The 18,646-nt window shown below is 71.0% G+C and carries 18 protein-coding genes and 1 riboswitch; of the genes, 11 read left to right on the top strand and 7 right to left on the bottom strand.

The window, feature by feature from the left end:
• Positions 1-128 precede the first annotated feature (128 nt).
• Positions 129-350: riboswitch (cobalamin riboswitch) on the bottom strand.
• 249 nt (positions 351-599) lie between these two features.
• Complete coding sequence (locus tag CG740_RS19040) at positions 600-1,220, top strand: hypothetical protein (RefSeq protein ID WP_100576354.1); 621 nt, start codon at positions 600-602, stop codon at positions 1,218-1,220.
• A 365-nt stretch (positions 1,221-1,585) separates the two neighbouring features.
• Here the strand turns inward: CG740_RS19040 and CG740_RS19035 are convergent, their stop codons facing one another.
• Positions 1,586-1,876 carry a hypothetical protein gene (locus CG740_RS19035; RefSeq protein WP_100576353.1) on the bottom strand — a complete coding sequence of 97 codons (291 nt, stop codon included), beginning with the start codon at positions 1,874-1,876 and terminating at the stop codon, positions 1,586-1,588.
• A gap of 336 nt (positions 1,877-2,212) precedes the next feature.
• On the opposite strand from CG740_RS19035, the gene CG740_RS19030 reads away from it, so the two are divergent.
• Complete coding sequence (locus CG740_RS19030; protein WP_100576352.1) at positions 2,213-3,094, top strand: DUF899 family protein; 882 nt, start codon at positions 2,213-2,215, stop codon at positions 3,092-3,094.
• 149 nt (positions 3,095-3,243) lie between these two features.
• Here the strand turns inward: CG740_RS19030 and CG740_RS39710 are convergent, their stop codons facing one another.
• Positions 3,244-3,597 carry a hypothetical protein gene (locus CG740_RS39710; RefSeq protein ID WP_159030333.1) on the bottom strand — a complete coding sequence of 118 codons (354 nt, stop codon included), beginning with the start codon at positions 3,595-3,597 and terminating at the stop codon, positions 3,244-3,246.
• 309 nt (positions 3,598-3,906) lie between these two features.
• Between CG740_RS39710 and CG740_RS19025 the strand changes: the two genes are divergently transcribed.
• Positions 3,907-6,258, top strand: coding sequence for an ATP-binding protein (locus CG740_RS19025; protein WP_100576351.1), 2,352 nt, complete (start codon positions 3,907-3,909; stop codon positions 6,256-6,258).
• 11 nt (positions 6,259-6,269) lie between these two features.
• Here the strand turns inward: CG740_RS19025 and CG740_RS19020 are convergent, their stop codons facing one another.
• The gene (locus CG740_RS19020) at positions 6,270-7,673 is read right to left on the bottom strand and encodes a S41 family peptidase (protein ID WP_234376358.1); all 1,404 of its coding nucleotides are present in this window, start codon (positions 7,671-7,673) and stop codon (positions 6,270-6,272) included.
• A 244-nt stretch (positions 7,674-7,917) separates the two neighbouring features.
• Between CG740_RS19020 and CG740_RS19015 the strand changes: the two genes are divergently transcribed.
• The 7 genes from CG740_RS19015 to CG740_RS18985 all read left to right on the top strand — a co-directional run bounded on the left by CG740_RS19015 (position 7,918) and on the right by CG740_RS18985 (position 14,989).
• Positions 7,918-8,460, top strand: a complete 543-nt coding sequence (locus CG740_RS19015; RefSeq protein ID WP_100576349.1) for an FABP family protein — start codon at positions 7,918-7,920, stop codon at positions 8,458-8,460.
• 145 nt (positions 8,461-8,605) lie between these two features.
• A complete protein-coding gene (locus tag CG740_RS19010) occupies positions 8,606-9,211 on the top strand; it encodes a LysE family translocator (RefSeq protein WP_100576348.1) in 606 nt (201 codons plus the stop codon).
• Between the two features lie 72 nt (positions 9,212-9,283).
• Positions 9,284-10,840, top strand: coding sequence for a MocR-like pyridoxine biosynthesis transcription factor PdxR (gene pdxR, locus CG740_RS19005; RefSeq protein WP_100576347.1), 1,557 nt, complete (start codon positions 9,284-9,286; stop codon positions 10,838-10,840).
• Between the two features lie 272 nt (positions 10,841-11,112).
• A complete protein-coding gene (locus CG740_RS19000; protein WP_100576346.1) occupies positions 11,113-11,835 on the top strand; it encodes a DNA primase in 723 nt (240 codons plus the stop codon).
• Positions 11,828-13,033, top strand: coding sequence for an SRPBCC family protein (locus CG740_RS18995; protein WP_100576345.1), 1,206 nt, complete (start codon positions 11,828-11,830; stop codon positions 13,031-13,033). Before CG740_RS19000 ends, CG740_RS18995 begins: the two co-directional genes overlap by 8 nt.
• Before the next feature lie 149 nt (positions 13,034-13,182).
• Entirely contained in the window at positions 13,183-14,202 is a 1,020-nt protein-coding gene (locus CG740_RS18990; protein ID WP_100576344.1) for a cation diffusion facilitator family transporter, read from the top strand.
• Positions 14,203-14,446: 244 nt separating this feature from the next.
• Positions 14,447-14,989, top strand: a complete 543-nt coding sequence (locus CG740_RS18985; RefSeq protein ID WP_234376357.1) for a hypothetical protein — start codon at positions 14,447-14,449, stop codon at positions 14,987-14,989.
• A gap of 86 nt (positions 14,990-15,075) precedes the next feature.
• Here CG740_RS18985 and CG740_RS18980 read toward each other — a convergent pair whose 3' ends face one another.
• The 4 genes from CG740_RS18980 to CG740_RS18960 form a co-directional block, all read right to left on the bottom strand.
• Positions 15,076-15,423 carry a PRC-barrel domain-containing protein gene (locus CG740_RS18980; RefSeq protein WP_100576343.1) on the bottom strand — a complete coding sequence of 116 codons (348 nt, stop codon included), beginning with the start codon at positions 15,421-15,423 and terminating at the stop codon, positions 15,076-15,078.
• Positions 15,424-15,919: 496 nt separating this feature from the next.
• Positions 15,920-16,510: a hydrolase gene (locus CG740_RS18970; protein ID WP_100576342.1), complete on the bottom strand. Its 591-nt coding sequence runs from the start codon at positions 16,508-16,510 to the stop codon at positions 15,920-15,922.
• A gap of 135 nt (positions 16,511-16,645) precedes the next feature.
• Complete coding sequence (locus tag CG740_RS18965) at positions 16,646-17,095, bottom strand: MarR family winged helix-turn-helix transcriptional regulator (RefSeq protein ID WP_100576341.1); 450 nt, start codon at positions 17,093-17,095, stop codon at positions 16,646-16,648.
• Between the two features lie 197 nt (positions 17,096-17,292).
• Positions 17,293-17,700, bottom strand: coding sequence for a DUF5997 family protein (locus tag CG740_RS18960; protein WP_100576340.1), 408 nt, complete (start codon positions 17,698-17,700; stop codon positions 17,293-17,295).
• Between the two features lie 58 nt (positions 17,701-17,758).
• Here CG740_RS18960 and CG740_RS18955 point away from each other — a divergent pair, with 58 nt between their 5' ends.
• Complete coding sequence (locus CG740_RS18955) at positions 17,759-18,559, top strand: LysR family substrate-binding domain-containing protein (RefSeq protein WP_100576339.1); 801 nt, start codon at positions 17,759-17,761, stop codon at positions 18,557-18,559.
• Positions 18,560-18,646 lie beyond the last annotated feature (87 nt).

The following is an 18,646-nucleotide window of genomic DNA, read 5'->3' as shown; positions in this document are numbered from 1 at the left end:
GGGACGAGGGCGCGAAGGGACTGACGAACCCGACGGCGACGACTTCGCGCGCAAAGGCGCGGTCGTTCCGTCAGATGTGTACGCCGACCCGCCCACGAGGTCACCGGAAATATCCGCGCACGGAACGGTCCGTACACGGGCAGTTGGCAGGTCTTCGGACTCGCGGGCACACCCTCCTTGACGGAGGACACCTACTGGCCGTCGCTTCCCAGGCCCCGTATCTCGGACCCAGTGCGTATGACGGCGGTCGTTCCCGCTCACCGCTGCGGGGCAGTCCCGGATTTCCACCGGGTTCCCTCTTGCGACACCCCGTCTGGCTGACGGGGTGAACCAGCTGCTGGGGGTCAGCCTACGCGGTAGTGCCGTGAGAGGAAGAGCGACGTCATTCCGTATCGGACAGCGGATGGCAACCGCGGCGGCAGATTGCGCGCTGTCAGCTGTCAGCTGTCAGTTGTCCGGCTGGGCGAACCCGGCTACCGGCTGCGGCTGCGGCAGTGGCCTTGCCGGCCTGGCCGATGCCGAGAAGGAGAGGCTGTTTTCAGTAAAAATAGTGAGCCAAGCGACTCTGTTGTGCCAGGCGGGAGAGGTTGTGGGGCGGTATGGACATGGGCAAGGTTCCCGAGCGGCACGTCGCGTCCACGACAGCAGCGGTGGACGGGGGCCGGTATCCGCTGGACACGGTGGGGCGGGCGAAAGCGGAGTGGGTGTGGCGTGAACTCTGGACGCAGGCCCGGACGGAGGGCTGTTCGGACGAGGTGCTGCGTCTTGCGGTGATCGTGGGAGTGGTACGGGCTTCGGGCGCAGGGGGTTTGGCGCCCCTGCGGCGGGCGGAGGTGCTGGCGACGCGGTGCGGCGCGTACCGGCCTCGGGCGCGGAAGCTGTTGGTGGTGCGGTCGAAGTGGAAGTCTCTGCACACGGTGGACGTGGCCGACGATCTGCATGTGGTGCTGGCGGCCTGGTTGAAGCGCCGCGCGGAGCTGGTCGCGGAGCACATCGGGGGCGGAGCCGTGGAGGCCCTGTTCGTGACGGTGCACCACACGAAGAGGTCGGGCGGGGTGATCAAGCAGGTGGGTTTGCCGTTGGACGCGCCCGGACTGCTGTGGTCGTGGAAGCGCTGGGCGACCGGCCAGAACGTGCGCCATGCGGGGGAGTTGGGGTGGGAGGCGCTGCCGATGCGGTTCGAGCAGGTCCGGCGGGCGTGGTGGCAGCCGTCCGAGTAGCAGGACTCCGTTGGGTCTCAGGCGATCTTGGTTTTGGGTGGGGCGGGGCAGCGGGCGCTGGCAGGCGGTGCGGATGCCGACCCGGCACCCCAACAGAGCCGAGCCTGGACGTCCTGGACCGCGCCCCGGCCGCCACCTCCATCAACCCGATGCCGGCGAACCGGCCCCGGGCGACAGCAGGAGCGGAGGAGGCCGCGCCAACGACGTCGACTGCCTCCGGCTCGTGTACCTCGCGTACCTCGTGTACTGGGTGCCCGCGCGGAGGACTGTGGTCGTCGTCCTCATCGAGTCCTGGTACGCGGTCCGCTGCCTGGGTGCCGCTGGTGCAGCAGGGCCGACCGCGCCCTGGACGTGCCGGACAGGATTCAGGCGTGGGCGTGACCTGTTGGCCGGGTCCTGCGGGAGGCTGCGTGATGGGCGACGTGCGTGCTGCGGGTCTGGAGGCGCTGTAGCCACAGGGATGCCAGGCCCAGGAGGCCGGTGAAGACGGTCAGGAGCAGTGCGGACGCCCACATCTGCCGGCTGCCGGGAGACTGCCAGGTCGTCCAGGCGGTCGACGCGGCCCACAGGGCGAGGCCGAGGGTGTAGAAGGCTCGAACCCGGCGCAGTTGCCGCACGGCCCGCAGGGACATGAGGAGCTCGGTCTTGGATGCCATGCCGACCCCTGTACCCCGGCGAGCACTGTTCAGTATGCCGAGTTTGTGCTGCTACTGGCCCTGACTGTTTCGGCCGTGCCGGTCGTCGCGCTCCGGATGTCACCCGCACCGTCACCGGTGGGTGGGCCCCGTGCTGCACCGCAGCGCTCGCCGGGCTGGGGCGCGCGGGGGCGCCTGGACCGGCCCGACGCCCGTGCCTGCGGACGGACGCGTCCTCAACGCACCCGCAGGTCGCAGATGGTGAAGCCGAGTCGCTTGCGGAGGGTGAGCCCGTCGGGCGGCTAAGTTGCTGTGCAGCGAACCGCTGCCACGACGAAGCGCCCCCGGGAGCCGCTGATGTCCGAGAAGCCGAGTACGGGACAGCCCCTGGTCGTCGACCGCGCGGCCTTCGAGGAGCAGTTGGAGAGACTGCGCACGAGGGAGAGGGCCCATACCCACGAGGGTGACGCGATTGCCGCGGCCCGCCGCAGGCTCCCGATGGTGGAGGTGGCCGGGGACAGCGAACTGCTGGGGCCGGACGGCCCCGTCACGCTTCTGGAAGCGTTCGAGGGGCGACGCCAGCTGATCGCCTACTACTTCATGTGGTGGCCCGGTCGGCCGTCCTCTGAACAGTGCGAAGGCTGTACCTGGGTGATGAGCCACGTGGGGGAGCTGGCCTATCTGCACGCTCGCGACATCACGTTCGCCGTGTTCTCTCAGGGGCGCAATACGGCCTACGGCTTTGCCGATGCCCAGGCCTCGTACGACGAGAGTCGGAACTACCGGGACTTCATGGGCTGGTCGATGCCTTGGTACTCCGCGCAACCCGCGCTGGAGACGCTACTCGTCGGCCGGGAGCTCGGACTGTTCCACCTGGTGTGCTATCTGCGCGACGGTGATCGTGTCTTCGAGACGTACTGGACCAGACGCCGCGGGGTCGAGGCGGTCGACTACAGCTACGCGCTCATGGATCTCACCGCGTACGGACGCCAGGAGAGCTGGGAGGACTCACCGGTCGGCTGGCCATGCCGCGGGCACGCCACACGGACCCTGGGCGGGGCTCCCGACTGGCCGCCGCTGCGGGAGTGGCCGGGCGGCCGTCCCACGGCCCAGTGGCCGCGCATTGACGCCGGCCGCTCCGACGACCTGGGTACCCCCCGGGCGGATACGGGCGGGCCGGAACCGTACGGACACGGACACGGACACGGTCACGGTCACGGTCACGGCCACTGTCACTGACGGCGGACAGGGTTCACGGCACGGGGCCGGAGCCTCACCCTCGGGGCCCCGGCGAGGTGGCCGCCGTACAGGAGCGGTCTGTGGCATGCAGGTGACCGGCCTCAGGGGGATCGGCTGAGGCCGGCCTTCACGGTGAGGGATCTTGTCGCTCAACCCACCTGCGTGTAGTCCCCGATGATCTCGTCCCCGAGGTTGCACCAGGCGGTGCTCTCCGCGCTGGCCCATACCCAGGGGCCGTAGTGGACGTACTGGTAGCCCCCGAGGGTCTCGCACGTGATCACTTCGCGATACCGGCCAGAGTTGCACCAGGTCTTGTTCCCGTGATGGCCCGCGCTGCCGAACACTCGCTGGCCCCAGCACGATGCCTGTACGGAGTTGCTGGACGGGGCAGCGCTGGTCGCCGACGAGCCGCTGTCCGCCAGTGCGTTCGGTGCTATGGACAGTGCTCCGCCCAGAACGAGCGCCGTCGTGGCTACGGTCCTTGCGATCCGACCTTTGATCATGTTGGTCTCCCAGTCTTCCAGTGGACGAGGGGATGTGCGGTGGTCGTCCCCTGCCGCAATGCGGCCGAGCCCAGCGTCAACAGCCCTTGTGGAACTGGGGGTTGACGGCGGGCGTCCTGCTCGGTGGGACGCATACGATGCTGCCGTCCGGCGCCTGCCACCGACAGGACGTCCAGCGGACGTTCAGCGGACGTTGTGCCGAGTGGGCCACAGTCCCCAAGGAGGAGAGCCGGGTGGCGCGAGGCCGCACGGTCCAGGTCTTTCGGTCCAGGCCTCTCCGTCCAGGTCTTTCGGGAAGAGGAGGAGGACATGCCGGAGCGGTTCGACACGGTGCTGCGTGACTACAGGCGGCGAGCCGGTCTGACCCAGGAGGAGTTGGCGGACCGGGCCGGATTGTCGGCCCGGACCATCCGCGCGCTGGAGCGCGGGCAGAACCGGGTGCCCCGCGTCGCCTCGGTGCGGGAGGTCGCGAAGGCGCTCGGGTTGGGAACGGACGACCGGCAGCGCCTCCTCGCCACGGCCTCGGCCGACGTGCCGGAGGGAGCATCAGGACAGTATCTGCCGTACGACATACCGGACTTCATCGGGCGCACCGACGAGGTGACCCGGCTCGCGGACCTCCTCGGTGGCGGTATGAGCGCGGTCGTGGTGTCGGCGATCGACGGCATGGCGGGCGTCGGCAAGACGTCGCTGGCGGTGCACGCAGCCCATCTCGTGGCCGACAGGTTCCCGGACGGGCAGTTCTACTGCGACCTGCACGGCTTCACCCCCGGGCACGCACCGACGGCACCGAAAGCGGCTCTGGAGGAGTTGCTGCGCATGGCAGGTGTCGACGGCGCGCGTATTCCGCACTCCTTGCCGGAACGGTCGGCCCTGTGGCGCACGACGTTGTCGGGCCGGCGGGCGCTGGTGGTTCTGGACAACGCGGCCGACGCCGAGCAGGTGCGGCAGCTGATGCCCGGTTCCGCCTCGTGCGCGGTGCTGGTGACCTCGCGGCGCCGCCTCCTTGCCCTGGAGGGTGCCGTCCCGCTGTCGCTCGATGTGCTGACGGAGGCGGACGCGTGTGCGCTGGTGATCCGGATCGCCGGTCGCAGCCGGGTCGGCGACGCGCCCGGCGCAGTCGCCGAGATCGCCAAGCTGTGCGGATACCTGCCGTTGGCCATCCGGATGGCCGCGGCCCGCCTGGCACACCGGCCCGCGTGGACGGCGGACGATCTCGTCACCGAGCTGCGCGTGGGCTCACGCCGGACCGGCGGCAGCGGCAACGGGCACGCGGTCAGGACGGCCTTCGCCCTCTCCTACGCGCGCTTGGGCCCCGACCTCCAACGGCTGTTCCGGCTCCTCGGGCTGCATCCCGGTGCGGATCTCGACGCGTACGCGGCCGCCGCGCTGGCCGGCACGGACGAGGCGACGGCGCGGCAGGGGCTGGAGGAACTCGTCGACGTGCACCTGCTGGAACAGTACGTGCCCCACCGCTACCAACTGCACGACCTGGTGCGACGGCACACGCAGGAGGTACTGCGCGAGACCGAACCACCCGCGCGGCAGGACGAGGCGGAACTCCGGCTCCTCGACTACTACCTCTCCACCGCGCTCGACGCCCGCCGTGTGGTGGCGCCGGGACAGCGGCTGCTCGCGTTCGACATCGACCGGCCGCCCGTCGACGTGCCGGATGTGAGGGTCCGAGACTCTGCCCTGGACTGGTACGAGGCCGAGCACGCGAATCTCGTGGCGCTGATCACCAGCGCCGCTGCCCGGGGCCGCGCTGAGCATGTCTGGCGATATGCCCACGTCCTCCAGCACTTCTTCGACATCCGGGGCCGCACCCTGGACTGGGTCGATACCCATGAACTCGCCCTGGTTGCCGCCGAGAGCCTCGACCGTCGTCCGGCCCGTGCCGAGATCCTCACCAGCCTCGCCATCGCCTGCTGGTACGCGGGTCGGCATGAGGACGCCTTCAGCCGCGGTCTGGAGGCCCTGGCCCTGTGCCGCGAGATCGGCGACCCGTGGGGCGAGGCCGTCCTCCTCACCAACTTCGGTATCGCACAAGGGGCAATGGGGGAGAACGAGGAGGCCATCGACCTTCATCAGCAGGCTTTGGCCCTCTATGCCGACCTGGACGCTCCCTGGGGGGAGGCCCTGAGCCTGACGAGCCTCGGTGCCGTGTACGCCCGACTGGGGCGGACGGCCGAGGCCCTCGACCACCACCGCCGGGCCCTGGATCGCTACCGGGGCCTCGGTGATCCGTGGGGCGAAGCCTTGACCCTCACGAACATCGGCACCGGCTACCGGCAGCTGGGACGGTTCGGTGAGGCCGTCCGCCACCACGCACGAGCCCTCTCGCTGAGCCGTCGGACGGGCGACCGACGGGCCGAGAGTGAGATCCTCAACGACCTTGGTGATACGTACCGGGCTACGGGCCGTCACAGGGCTTCCCGCCGTCGCCATCAGCGGGCGCTGAACATCGCCCGTGCCATCGACAGCAGTCCGCAGATCGTCCGCGCCCACCAAGGCCTGGCCCACGCTCTCGCCGAGGACGACCCGGATGCCGCACGCGACCACGCCAAGCGAGCCATCGCGATCCGCAGGGAACTGACCGCCCCCGAGACCGCCGAGCTCGTCGCCTGGCTCGACGCCCTCGCCAACGCCCCCTGGAGGTGAGGCGCGGCACGTCACGACGCGGAGAGCACCTGCCGGGCCAGGGTCAACGCGGAGTCGCGCCCGTGGGTGAGGTCGTCCTCGGTGAAGACGGGAGTGTGCAGCCGGGGCGGGATGCCGGAGCCGTCGAAGGTGCGGCCGTGCTCATCGAGATACTTCTCGTTGGGCAGGATCACCGCCCAGTCCTTGGCCAGTGGCCGGAACATCACGTCGGAGAACACCCCCTGGGTGTTCTCGCCGATCCGTGTCACCCCGGGATCGCGGCCCATGAGCGCCTGCGTGAACGTCTCCGCCGCGCTGACCGAGCTGCCGCTGGTGAGCAGTGCGACCGGACCGGTCCAGCGCGGGGCCGCCGCCGGGTGGACCACGATCGGCTGGGGCCGGGTGAAGCGGGCCGGGTCGTCGGGGTCGTTGCGGGCCACCTTGCGGTACGCCGTGTAGGCCCGGTCGGTGAGGCGCGAGGCGATCCGCAGCCCCAGCGCGTCGGATCCGCCGCCGTTGAGCCGGACGTCGATCACCAGGCCGCGCAACGGATCGGCGCCCCGCCTCGCGTCGCGGGGAAGCAACGCGTCCAAGGCGCGGTCGAGTTCGGCCACCTGGTCCTGGAAGCTGTCGCTCTCCACGTACCCGTCGAAGGAGTCGATCCTCAAATAGCCGATCCCGTGCGGTAGTTCGCCCACCACCAGTTTGCCCTGCGCGAAGGTCCGCGCCGGGGACACGAGTTGGCGGGCGGCGTTCGCCGCGGCGCGGGTGCGCAGGTCCGCCGTCGGCACCCGGGTGCCGGGCCGCAGGCCGAAGTAGACGGTCCTGCCCTGGTGGACGAGCGCCGTGTGGGCGTCGTGGAGCGGACGGATCATGTCGGTGAGGATCTCCTGGAGCCGGGCATCGGTCGTGTCCGGCGTGACGAGCGGACGGTAACGGTCCCTGGCCGCCTGCCAGTCGATGCCCTTCGCGGCGAAGAACGGATAGTTCTCCGCGAAGGTCGCCCAGAACCGGTCGAACACGGCGAGCGGTCCCTCGGCCGCGGGCTTCCGACACCGCTCGGGCAGCGCGGACAGCCGTTTCAGATGGCGGACACCGGCCGCGTCGTCGAGCGCGAGCACCGCGTGCTCCCGGCCCTCGGGCGTGAAGGTCATCGAAGCGACGGGCCCCTCGCCGTATCGGGTCGCCCCGCCCGCTCCGGGGCGGCCCACCTGCTGGGCCGTGACCGCGCCGGGCAGGCAGCTGACGCGGGTGGTGTCATATGTCGTGAACCTGCCGTTCGCGACCGTCACCAGGGTGCCGTAGCCGTCCATCCGCCACACCCCGTCGAGCCGCCCGGGACCCGCCGCCGATGCGGGGGCCGCCCCGGCCGCACCTGCGGTCAACGCCAGCGCCAACCCGATCACCGCGGTCCGGGCCGCCGTCCGTACGCCCACAGCTCGTACACCCACAGCTCGTACGCCCATAGCTCGAACACCCACCGTGTGCACCTTTCCCCGTCATTCCCCGCCGTTCGCGCTCGTCTCCGACGCTAGCGGCCGTCCCTGCGCCGCACATCCACCACGCCGGTCGGCCGTGCCCTCCCCGAGGAGGAGTTCTCCATGGTCAACAGGCACCTGAGGAGGATCGACACCCTAGGCTTCCCCCTGGCAATCAGTACCGATCCCAGGAGCGCACATCGTGTTCGACGCCGCACCGGAGTACCCCTACCCGGACAGCATCCGCCCGGACGGGACGCCGGCCCCGCACGCGCTGCTCGCGCCCGTGCTCGGCCTCCTCGGCACCTGGCACGGCCGGGGCGAGGGGGAATACCCCACGATCGACGGGGACTTCGCGTACGCGCAGGAAGTCACCTTCAGCCATGACGGCCGGCCCTTCCTGCGGTACGAGGCCCGGGCCTGGCTGCTCGACGCCGAGGGCGCCCCGCTGCGCCCGTCGGCGCGCGAGAGCGGATGGTGGCGGATGCAGGCCGACGGCCGGATCGAGGCCCTGATCACCCAGCCCACCGGCATCGCGGAGATCGCGGTCGGTACCGCGAGCGGCAGGACGGTCGACCTCGCCACCCAGGAGGTGGCCCTCGCCCCCACCGCGAAGCAGGTCGACGCCACCCGCCGCCGCTACGAGCTGACCGCCGAGGACACCCTGACCTTCGTGCACGACCTCGCCGCGGTCGGCCGGCCGTTGCAGCATCACCTCTCGGCCCGGCTGAGCCGACGCGACTGAGCCGCGGACCAGTCCGCCGGCGCTGTGCGACCCGCGGACGGCGGGAGACGGCGTTATGGACCAGTGGGCCGGGGCGGCTTTGGCCCTGTCGGCCCGGACCATCAACGCGGCAGGGTGCGAGGGAACCGATCGTACGGAGGCCGCTTTGAGCATCGCATTCTTGTTGACCACGCTCGTCGTGGTGATCACACCAGGGACGGGCGTGGTGTACACCCTTGCAGCCGGCCTGTCCCACGGCCGCCGGGCGAGCGTGGTCGCGGCGTTCGGCTGCACACTCGGCATCGTGCCGCACCTGGCAGCGACGATCACAGGGCTTTCCGCCCTGCTGCACACCAGTGCCGCCGCCTACGCGACGGTGAAGTACCTCGGTGTCGGATACCTGCTGTTCATGGCGTGGTCCATGCTGCGGGACAAGGAGGCGCTGACGGTGGAGCGGGAGGGCGGGCCGCGGCCGGCCCTGCGGGTGATCGGTTCCGGTGTGCTGATCAACGTGCTCAACCCGAAACTCACGATGTTCTTCGTAGCGTTCCTGCCGCAGTTCGTGCCCGCCGGCAAACCGGGCTCCCTGGGCTTGATGCTCCAGCTCAGCGCCGTTTTCATGGTGCTCACCTTCGCCGTCTTCGTCGCGTACGGAATGTGCGCGGTGGCCGTCCGCGGCCATGTGCTGTCCAGGCCGCGGGTGATGACCGGTATCAGGCGGGTGTTCGCCTTCGGATTCGTGGCCCTGGGCGTGCGGCTCGCGATGGCGTGAGGGTGCGGGCCGGCCCACCATCGGGCCGAGGAGGGGAGGAGACGAGAAGTGAGTGGGCCGAGCGCCGGGGACATGACGCCCACGACGGCGGCGGGCAGGGGGAACACCGTGGTCCGAGGCTCGGACTTCCTGCTGCTCGACATCGGGGACGCGCCCGTCGGGGGCAAGGCGGACTGGCTGGCCGAGCGGCTGCGCGAGGCGATGGCCGACGGCCGGCTGACGGTGGGCAGCAGTCTGCCCGCGACCCGGGTGCTCGCCGCCGAACTGCGGGTGTCGCGCGGGGTGATAGTCGAGGCGTACCGGCGGCTGACGGAGGACGGGCACCTCGAAGGGCGCCGACGCGGGGGGACGTCGGTGGTCGCGGTGCCCGCCGCTCCGAGCGTGGGGCTCCCCAGGAACCCGACCGTGGAGGTCCTAAGGAACTCGACAGTGGAGGTCCTCAGGAACGAGCCGCCGCGTCCGGCGGCGCCGCCGCATCCGCCGGCTGCGGGCACGCTGTTCGACGGGGCTCCGGGCGTCGATGTCTTCGACCTGCTGCGGGCCGCCCCTGCCCGCGTCGACCTCACTCCCGGTCGTCCCGACCTGACCGCGTTCCCCCGGGCCGCCTGGCTCAAGGCGGAGCGAGCCGTACTCACCGGGTTGCCGGCCGACACCCTCGGCTACGGGGACCCGCGCGGCACCCCGCAGTTGCGCCGCGCCATCACGGATTGGCTGGCGCGTACCCGCGGCATTCGCGCCGATCCGGACGAGGTGGTGGTCCTGGCGGGCACGTCCCAGGCCCTCTCCCTGCTGGCCCCGGTGCTGCGGGCGGACGGCATCGACGCGGTCGCGGTGGAGGACCCCGGGTCCCTCGGCATACGCCAGCACCTGCGGCACGGAAACCTGGCCACCCCGCCGGTTCCACTCGACGAGGACGGCGTGCGGGTGGCGGCGCTGCGGGCCACCGGCGCCCGCGCGGTGCTGCTCACGCCCGCGCACCAGTTCCCCACCGGTGTTGTCATGAGCGGCGAGCGCCGTCGCGAACTCCTGCGCTGGGCCCGGGACGGCGGCCTCATCCTGGAGGACGACTACGACGCGGAGCACCGCTACGACCGTCCCCCGGTCCCGGCGCTGCGCACTCTGCTCGCCGACCACGGGTGCTACCTGGGCAGCGTGTCCAAACTGCTCGCGCCGGCGCTGCGCATCGGCTGGGTCATACCGCCACGCCGCCATCGGGACGCCCTGATCGACCTCAAGCGCTTCACCGACCTGGGCAACGCCGTACTGCCTCAACTGGTGCTGGCTCGCCTGATGGCGTCCGGTGACCTCGAACGCCAGCTGCGGCTGCTGCGCGTCCGTCACCGGCGGCGCCGGGACGCGATGATCAAAGCCGTCGTCGAGCACCTGCCGGGTGCCGTGGTGCGTGGCGCGGCGGCCGGGCTGCACCTGACCGTCACGTACGAAGCGGACGTACCCGACACCGTGCTCGCCGCCGCTGCGCTCGGCCGCGGAGTGAAGTGCCATCCGCTGTCGTGGCATCGACAGCTTCCCGGGCCGCCGGGGCTCGTGCTCGGCTACGCGGCGACTCCCGTGGCTGTGCTCACCGACGGAGTGGAGGCCCTCGGTCAAGCGCTGCGGGAGCTCTCCTGAGGAGGGCCGGGGCCCGCGTGGCGGAAGGAGCCGTTCCCTCCCTCATCCGCCCTGTTCCGGACCGTAGTTGATGGAGCGTCAGACCGATCTCCGCCCGGGTGCCCGTGGCGCACCCCAGCCGGTTGCGATCCGCACACCGCGGCGCCCTGAGCCCCGGGCGCGTTGCGGGGGAAGCGGTGCGGGGTTTGGCTCTGGCCATGTTGGCTACCCGGTGTGATGAGGCCTCCACAGGCTCCCCCTCGCGAGACGGACGAGAAGAGGACAGGTCTGATATGAACAACCGGCTGGGATTGGGGCTCGCGGTAGGCGCGGGCTATCTGCTCGGACGCACCAAGAAGGCCAAGCTCGCGTTCGGCATCGGAACACTGGTCATGGGCAAGCGACTACAGCTGAGCCCACGTGCGATCGCGGACTTCGCGGCGGCCCAGTTGGCCGGCAACCCGCAGTTCAAGGAGATCGGCGACCAGCTCCGCCACGATCTGCGCGGGGTGGGCAAGGCGGCCACGGGCGCGCTGGTCAATCGGCAGATCGAGGGACTGGCCGACCGGCTGCACGACCGCACGCTGGGTGTACAGGACCGCATATCGGGTGTCGTGCCGGACGTGACGGGCTCGGGCCGGGACGAGGCGCCGGAAGAGGAGCTGGAAGAGGAGCCGGAGGACGGCGAGGAGGAGGGCGAGCGACCCGCCAAGTCGTCGTCGAAGCCGTCGTCCCGCTCCTCCTCCGGCGACTCGGGCCGGAGGCCGGGCGCGGGGTCGGGCAAGTCCGCCGGCCGGAGTCCGAGCCGGAGCTCTGCCAGGGCCTCCGACTCCGATTCCGACAAGGGTGCGTCGAGCGCGCGCCGATCGACCGGGCGCACCGCCGCCAAGTCCGCATCTTCCCGGGCGAGTTCGGCCAAGAAGGCCACCAAGTCCGTGCAGCGTACGGCCAAGCGGGCGCCGGCGAAGAAGACGGCGAGCCGGCGCGGCGGTCAGGGTGGTGAGGACCGTGGCTGAGTCGAAGAACCCGCTCAAGGACAGCCCCGCGGTCGATCACCTGAAGTCGGAGCTCCAGAGCTATCTGCTCGCCCAGGGCGAGCGGCTCCTGACGGGTGTGGGCCACAAGCTCGGCGAGACCACCGGCAAGCTCAACGACATAGCCGAGGGCAACAGTCCCGGCTTCGCCAAGCTGGCACTCGACGGTGGGCGCAAGATCGCCGAGGGCAAGGGCCCGGTGCGCACAGCCGTCGAACTGGGGGCCTCGCACCTCAAGGACAACGCCAAGGAAATGTTCAAGAACCTCGGCGGCAAGCGCAAGAAGGGCGGCGGTGGGCGCAAGCCGACCGTCATCATGGAGTCCATCGACGTGGGCGTGCCCGTCCGCGAGGCCTACGACCAGTGGACCCAGTTCCAGTCGTTCGCCACCTTCGCCAAGGGCGTGAAGAGCGCGACCGTCGCCGACGACACCACGTCGGACTGGAAGGTCAAGGTCTTCTGGTCCAGCCGCAGTTGGAAGGCGCACACCACCGAGCAGGTGCCGGACGCGCGTATCGCGTGGACCTCCGAGGGCGCCAAGGGCAGCGTCAAGGGCGTCGTCACCTTCCACCCGCTCGGCGAGAACATCACCCGTGTCCTGCTGGTCATGGAGTACTACTCCAAGGGGCTCTTCGAGAAGACCGGCAACATCTGGCGCGCCCAGGGCCGCCGGGCCCGCCTCGATCTCAAGAACTTCGCACGCCACATCGCGTTGCGCGGCGAGGCCGAGGGAGGCTGGCGCGGCGAGATCAGGGACGGTGAGGTGGTGGTCAGCCACGACGACGCCGTGGCCGAGGAGGAGGAGCAGCGGGAGGCGGAGCAGTCCGAGCACCAGGACGACCAGGACGAACCCGCGGACGAGGTCCAGGAGCAGGACCAGGACTTCGAGCGGGACGAGGACGAGGACGAGGACGAGGTGGCGGACGGGGTCGAGCCCGAAGAGGGCCGGGATCCCGAGCAGGAAGTGGATCAGGGCGAGGCCGACCCCGAGGCGGACCCCGAAGAGGGGTACGAGGACGAGGCGGAGGGCGACTTCGAGGGCGAGTACGAGGACGAGGAGGAACCGGAGGCGGAGTACGAGGACGAGCCGGAAGGGGAAGCCGAGGACGACCCGGAAGAGGCCTCGGCCGCGCGCAAGCGCCGCTCCTACGCGGGGTCCCGGGGCGATAGCCGTCGGTGACCGGCCACGAGCCGCCTTGCGGGCGGAGAGCGCTCCATGACGCCCTCCGCCCGCAAGGCGTCCCTCCGCCCGCAAGGGGCACGCCTTCGGCACACAAGAGCATCAACTGACGGTTAATCACATACCGTGCTGCTACAGGGACATGGTGAATGAGCACAGACAAGGCAGACAAGAGTGCCGACAAGGCGGCTGAGCCGGACCAGAAGGACCGCAAGACCCGCCTGACCGTCCTTGTGGCGCTGGGCGCCAACCTGCTGATCGCAGCGGCCAAGGCCGCGGCCGGACTCTTCGCGGGCTCGCCCGCGCTGCTGTCCGAGGCGGCGCACTCGGTGGCCGACAGCCTGAACGAGGTCTTCCTGCTGGCCGCCCTGCGCCGCAGCCGGCGCCCGGCCGATGAGCAGCACCCCTTCGGCTACGGCAAGGAGCGCTACTTCTGGTCCTTGCTCGCCGCCGTCGGCATCTTCGTCATGGGCGGCTGCTTCTCCTTCCTCCAGGGGATCGAGGCGCTGCGCTCGCAGGAGCAGGAGTCCACCGGCGGGTACATCGCGGGCCTCGTCGTCCTCGGTGTGGCGCTCCTGGCCGAAGGCGGCTCACTGGCGCGCGCCCTGTACCAGGTGCGCGGCCAGAGCGGTGGAATCGGCGGCGACCCGGCCCTGCGTACCGTCATCGCGGAGGACGGCACCGCGGTGCTCGGCGTACTGCTCGCCGCCGGGGGCATGACCCTGCACATGGTCACGGGCCAGGGCGTCTGGGAGGCCTCGGCCTCGCTCGCCATCGGACTGCTCCTGGTGTACGTGGCGTTCCGGCTCGGCAAGGACGCCCGTGCGCAACTCATCGGCGAGGCGGTCGACCCCGAACTGCGCCGGGACATCAGGGCGTTGCTCGACCGGCAGCCGGAGATCGACAACGTGGCCAGTCTTCTGACGATGCGGCTCGGCCTGGACTCGACGCTCGTCGCGGCCCGGATCGACCTGCGACCCGGGCTCGAAAGCGAGCGCCTGGAGCTGGTCTCGGAACGGATCAAGGCGGCCGTGGTCAAGGAGTGGCCGGAGGCGGACCAGGTGTTCCTCGACATCACGGAGGCGCCCGCGCCCCTGCCCGAGGGAACACATGCGACGGGCGGAGCACCGGAGGCCGAACGGCCCCGTGAACCGGACGGGCCGCACTGAACCGGGCGGGCCGCACTGAACCGGGCTGCCCCGCGGGACCGAGTAGCCCCTCGGGACCGAGTAGCCCCTCGGGACCGCGGGGCAGCCCGGAATGCGGGGTGACGCTCGGAACCGGATGCGGGCGCGGCGGCACCGCGGCCACGGTGGGCATGGCCGGTGCCCGAAACCCATCGGTGCCGTTCGAACGATTTCCGCGAGTGATCTAGAGTCGCCGGATCGTCCCCACCGCCCCATGGAGTTCGCCTTGGAACCGGCACCCGTGCCACCGGCCCCGCAGAAGGCGGGCTGCATGGTCGGTCTCTTCTGGATCGACGCGGAGAACGTCCACCTGGGCACGCCCGGTGCGACAGCGACGTCCGAGGTGCTGCTCGCCCCCGACACGCTGCGGGTGACCGGTGCGACGGCGGGGGAGTGGCCCTGGAGCGAGGTGACCGCCCTGAAGGTGCTCGGTGCGCCCGCCCGTTCGGCGGCCCTGCGGTGGGCCGGCCGCGCGGCGACCGTGGCCGCGGCGGCGCTCGATCTGTGGGTGCCCGCAAGCCCCGAGGAGATGACGGTGCTGATCGGGACCCGGGGCGGTGCCGATGTCGAGGTGGTCGTGCAGTCCGGCGCGGCGAGCGCGTACACCCGACGGGAGGTCGACCTCTCGCACGAGCTGCTCAGCCGCTTCGTCGCCGGCGCCTCCTCGCCCGCGGCGCTGAGCCGGTGGTGGGAGGTCCGGAGCGAGACCGCCCTGCTGCGCTCACGCGAGCGGGAGGCCGTACTCGAAGAGTGGCTCGCCGAGCCCTGACCCCTGTGCCGCCGCGCGGCTCAACGCGCCAACGCGCCGATGCCCGGGCGCGGTTGGCGGCCGGGCATCGTGGGAACGGGGGAGCGTCAGCTGTGCGGGCGTCCGTAGTAGCCGCCGACCTGCTCGTGATAGGTCGGGTCCCCGAGGTGCTTCTCCTTGTCGAACTCGGGGGAGTTCTTGATCTGTTCCTTGGCGCACGCGACGTAGATCTTCTTCTCGGCCGGGTCGATGCGCGTGAGGACTCCGGCCGGCAGCAGGACGGACTTGCCGAAGATCCACGGGCCGGTGTCGACGACGATGTACGAGGAGCTGACCTCCTCCGAGTACTTGTCGACCTTGCCGATGCTTCCGTCGGTCGCTTCGACCTTGTAGCCGGTGAGGTCGGTGCCCGGCTGGTACGCGGCTGCCTCGGGGTAGGCCCAGATGTTGGCCATGGTGGAGCGGTCCCTTCGTATGGACGATGGGTGCGGATGCGGACTGCGGCCGCCCTTGGCGCACGGCGTCGCGTCCACGCAACGCCCGGGTGCCCCTGGCTCCCGGCGCTACACACCGCGTGTCCGGCGGAGTCGCTCTTTTCGGCCGATCGGCCGACTCGGGGCCCACCGCGGGGTGCTCGTGTGGCCGGCTGTTCGCGGCCCGTGGGCGACGAGGTGCGGAGTTGGGCGCTGTGACCGGCAGGGATGGGGTTCCTCGATCGCCTCGCCCATCCGATGTGCGCAGTGACCGCGGTGGCCGGCGAGGAGCGCGCCGGGTGCCGCGTGGGGGTCGCCTCGCAGTGCTCGATCGAACCAGTGCGCTCCATGGTGTGGTTGTCCACCGCCAACAGGACGTACCGCGTGGCTGGTTCGGCCGAATTCCTCGCCGTCCGCCGAATTCCTCGCCGTCCGAGGAGGCAGGCGCTCGCGGGCGCCCCTCCCCGCACTGCGGACCTCAGGCGGTGCGGGTCTTGGCCAGGAGCTCGCCGATCTCCGCGGTCGTGCCGGATTCACCGAGGCGCGGGAAGATCCGCTCGATGCTGTTGCGGTGCGCCTCCGCGTTCAGGTCCGTCATGGCGTCGGTGGCCAGGGTGACGTGGTAGCCGTGCTCGTACGCGGCACGGGCGGTCGACTCGACGCCGATGCTGGTGGCCACGCCGGTCAGCACGATCTGGGTGACGCCCCGCCGGCGCAGCTGAAGGTCCAGATCGGTGCCGTGGAACGCGCCCCAGTTGCGCTTGGTGACAGTGATGTCCTCGGGGTGCCCGGCCAACTCGTCGACGATGACGTCCCAGCCCTGCGGCGGCTGCTGCGCGCCGCGTCCGGCGGCCTCCGTACGACCCTGGGGGGCGTCCGCTCCGTCCGGCGCGAACGAGACGCGGACCAGGACGACGGGGAGCCCGTGCGAGCGGAAGGCGTCGGCCAGTTCGGCCGAGCGGGCCACGACATCGGCGGAGGAGTGCGGCTCGGTGGGCGCGGCCACGATGCCCCGCTGAAGGTCGATGACGACGAGCGCCGTGTTCTGGTCGAGCGTGGTGAGAGCCATGGTGGTGCCTTTCGTGAACTCTAAAACTCTGAGCGCGCACGTGCATCGCTCAACTGCCGTTTATTCAGGGCACGTTGACGTGACGTGGCTGATCGTGGAAAACACCGGGGACCGGCGGTCCGCCGGCGTCCGCACTCACGGCTCGCCCAGCCGGGCGAGGAGGGCCATCGCCTCGGCGATGGTGGTGCGCTCCTCCTCGGTGTAGCGGTCCTGGAAGGCCTGGGTGAGCCATTCGGCGCGGGCCTGCCGGTTGCCCTCGGCACGCTCGCGGCCCGCCTCGGTGAGGGTGACCAGCTGGCGGCGGCCGTCCCGCGGATCCTGACTGCGCTGGATGAGGCCCTGCTGGTCGAGTGCGGCGAGGGTGGCGGCCATCGACTGGGGGCGTACGCCCTCGGTGGCCGCGAGCGCGCTGGCGGACGCGGCCCCGCCCTTCTCGATGAGCGCCAGCGCGGACACCTGCGAGGGCGTGAGGTCCGTCGTGTCCGCGACCTCCCGCAGCCGTCGCCGCAGCCGGCTGAACGCCACCCGCAGGTCACGCGCCGCACGGACGGCGGACGCGGAGATGCCGTCGGTGGTGTCTTCCATTCCGCCACCGTAAGTTCTTCAGTCCAGACTGTCCAGTTTCAACTGAGGAAACTCGGTTGAGGCGGGTCGGTGGTGACGGGCGGCGCACGTGTGCCGGGCCTTTCACGGGCCGCTAAGCACAGTGCCGCCGACCGGAAGCCTGGCTTCCGGTCGGCGGCACTGTGGACGAACTGGCGGCGTCGCGGACGCCGGGTGGTTCAGGAGCGGGGGCCCTCGGCCTGCCGCGCTTCCTTCTCCTTGTTCTTCTCCTTGATGCGGACCGACTCCTTGCGGACCTCGGCCTGGGTGGCGCGCTCCTTCTGCAGCCACTCGGGGTTGTCCTGCTTCAGGGCGTCGATCTGCTCCGTGGTGAGGGCCTCGGTGACTCCGCCACGGGCGAGGCCCGCGATGGAGACGCCGAGCTTCGCCGCGACCACCGGCCGGGGGTGCGGACCGGTGCGTCGCAGGTCCTGGAGCCACTGGGGCGGGTCGGCCTGGAGGGCGTTCAGCTCACTGCGCGAGACGACACCCTCCTGGAACTCTGCGGGGGTGGCCTCTAGGTACACACCCAGCTTCTTCGCCGCGGTCGCGGGCTTCATCGTCTGGGTGGTCTGGTGCGACGTCATGGTCCCAAGAGTAGCGAGCGTGTGCGATAGCGCTGACCACGACCGGTAACCTGGCGGAGTGACAGGCTCCGAAGAACCCCCATCGTTCCGGCTCGCCTATGTTCCTGGTGTGACGCCGAGCAAGTGGGTGCGGATCTGGAACGAGCGGCTGCCGGACGTCCCCCTGACCCTCAGCACGGTCTCCGCCGCCGAGGCACCCGACGTACTGCGCGGCCGGGGAGCGGACGCCGGATTCGTACGGCTGCCGATCGACCGCACGGATCTCAGCGCGATCCCCCTCTACACCGAGACGTCGGTCGTCGTGGTCCCCAAGGACCACCTCGTCGCCGCCGTCGAGGAGGTGTCCGCGGACGAGCTGGCCGACGAGATCGTGCTGCACCCCCTCGACGACACCCTGGACTGGGAACGCCCCCCGGGCCTGCCCGCCTTCGAGCGTCCCGCCACCACCGAGGACGCCGTCGAGCTGGTCGCCGCCGGGGTGGGCCTGCTCGTCGTGCCGCAGTCGCTGGCTCGCCTCTACCACCGCAAGGACCTCACCTACCGGACGATCACGGGCGTGCCCGAGTCGCGCGTCGCCCTGTCGTGGCCGGAGGCGGAGGTCACTCCGGACCTGGTGGAGGAGTTCATCGGGATCGTCCGCGGCCGCACCGTGAACAGCACCCGCGGCCGCACGCCCACCCCGCCCCAGCCGAAGCAGAAGCGCGCCGACAAGGGCGGCACCCCGCGCAAGCCCGCCGCGGGCAGGACGGGTGGCAAGACGGGTGGCAAGCCCGCCAAGGCCCAGGGCAAGAACGCGCGCGGTGGCTCCGGCGCCCCGAAGAACGCCGCCAAGCGCGGCAAGCCCCGCCGCCGCCCCTGACCCGCGCGTGGCGTGCTCGCGGCCCCGCCCCGCTCAGCCTTCGCCGGGCTGCGCCCGCACATGTCATGTATGCGCTCGCCCTGCGCC

The organism is Streptomyces sp. CB01201, assembly GCF_002803085.1.
GTDB classification, from domain to species: domain Bacteria; phylum Actinomycetota; class Actinomycetes; order Streptomycetales; family Streptomycetaceae; genus Streptomyces; species Streptomyces hundungensis.
Note: the sequence above shows the minus strand (reverse complement) of the source record. Positions and strands in the feature narration are given on the sequence as shown.

Bases quoted from the DNA above. Each gene is read 5' to 3' on its own strand.
- CG740_RS19040 (WP_100576354.1), top strand. From the start codon at position 600: ATGGACATGGGCAAGGTTCCCGAGCGGCACGTCGCGTCCACGACAGCA.
- CG740_RS19035 (WP_100576353.1), bottom strand. From the start codon at position 1,876: ATGGCATCCAAGACCGAGCTCCTCATGTCCCTGCGGGCCGTGCGGCAA.
- CG740_RS19030 (WP_100576352.1), top strand. From the start codon at position 2,213: ATGTCCGAGAAGCCGAGTACGGGACAGCCCCTGGTCGTCGACCGCGCG.
- CG740_RS39710 (WP_159030333.1), bottom strand. From the start codon at position 3,597: ATGATCAAAGGTCGGATCGCAAGGACCGTAGCCACGACGGCGCTCGTT.
- CG740_RS19025 (WP_100576351.1), top strand. From the start codon at position 3,907: ATGCCGGAGCGGTTCGACACGGTGCTGCGTGACTACAGGCGGCGAGCC.
- pdxR (WP_100576347.1), top strand. From the start codon at position 9,284: ATGACGCCCACGACGGCGGCGGGCAGGGGGAACACCGTGGTCCGAGGC.
- CG740_RS19000 (WP_100576346.1), top strand. From the start codon at position 11,113: ATGAACAACCGGCTGGGATTGGGGCTCGCGGTAGGCGCGGGCTATCTG.
- CG740_RS18990 (WP_100576344.1), top strand. From the start codon at position 13,183: ATGAGCACAGACAAGGCAGACAAGAGTGCCGACAAGGCGGCTGAGCCG.
- CG740_RS18980 (WP_100576343.1), bottom strand. From the start codon at position 15,423: ATGGCCAACATCTGGGCCTACCCCGAGGCAGCCGCGTACCAGCCGGGC.
- CG740_RS18970 (WP_100576342.1), bottom strand. From the start codon at position 16,510: ATGGCTCTCACCACGCTCGACCAGAACACGGCGCTCGTCGTCATCGAC.
- CG740_RS18965 (WP_100576341.1), bottom strand. From the start codon at position 17,095: ATGGAAGACACCACCGACGGCATCTCCGCGTCCGCCGTCCGTGCGGCG.
- CG740_RS18960 (WP_100576340.1), bottom strand. From the start codon at position 17,700: ATGACGTCGCACCAGACCACCCAGACGATGAAGCCCGCGACCGCGGCG.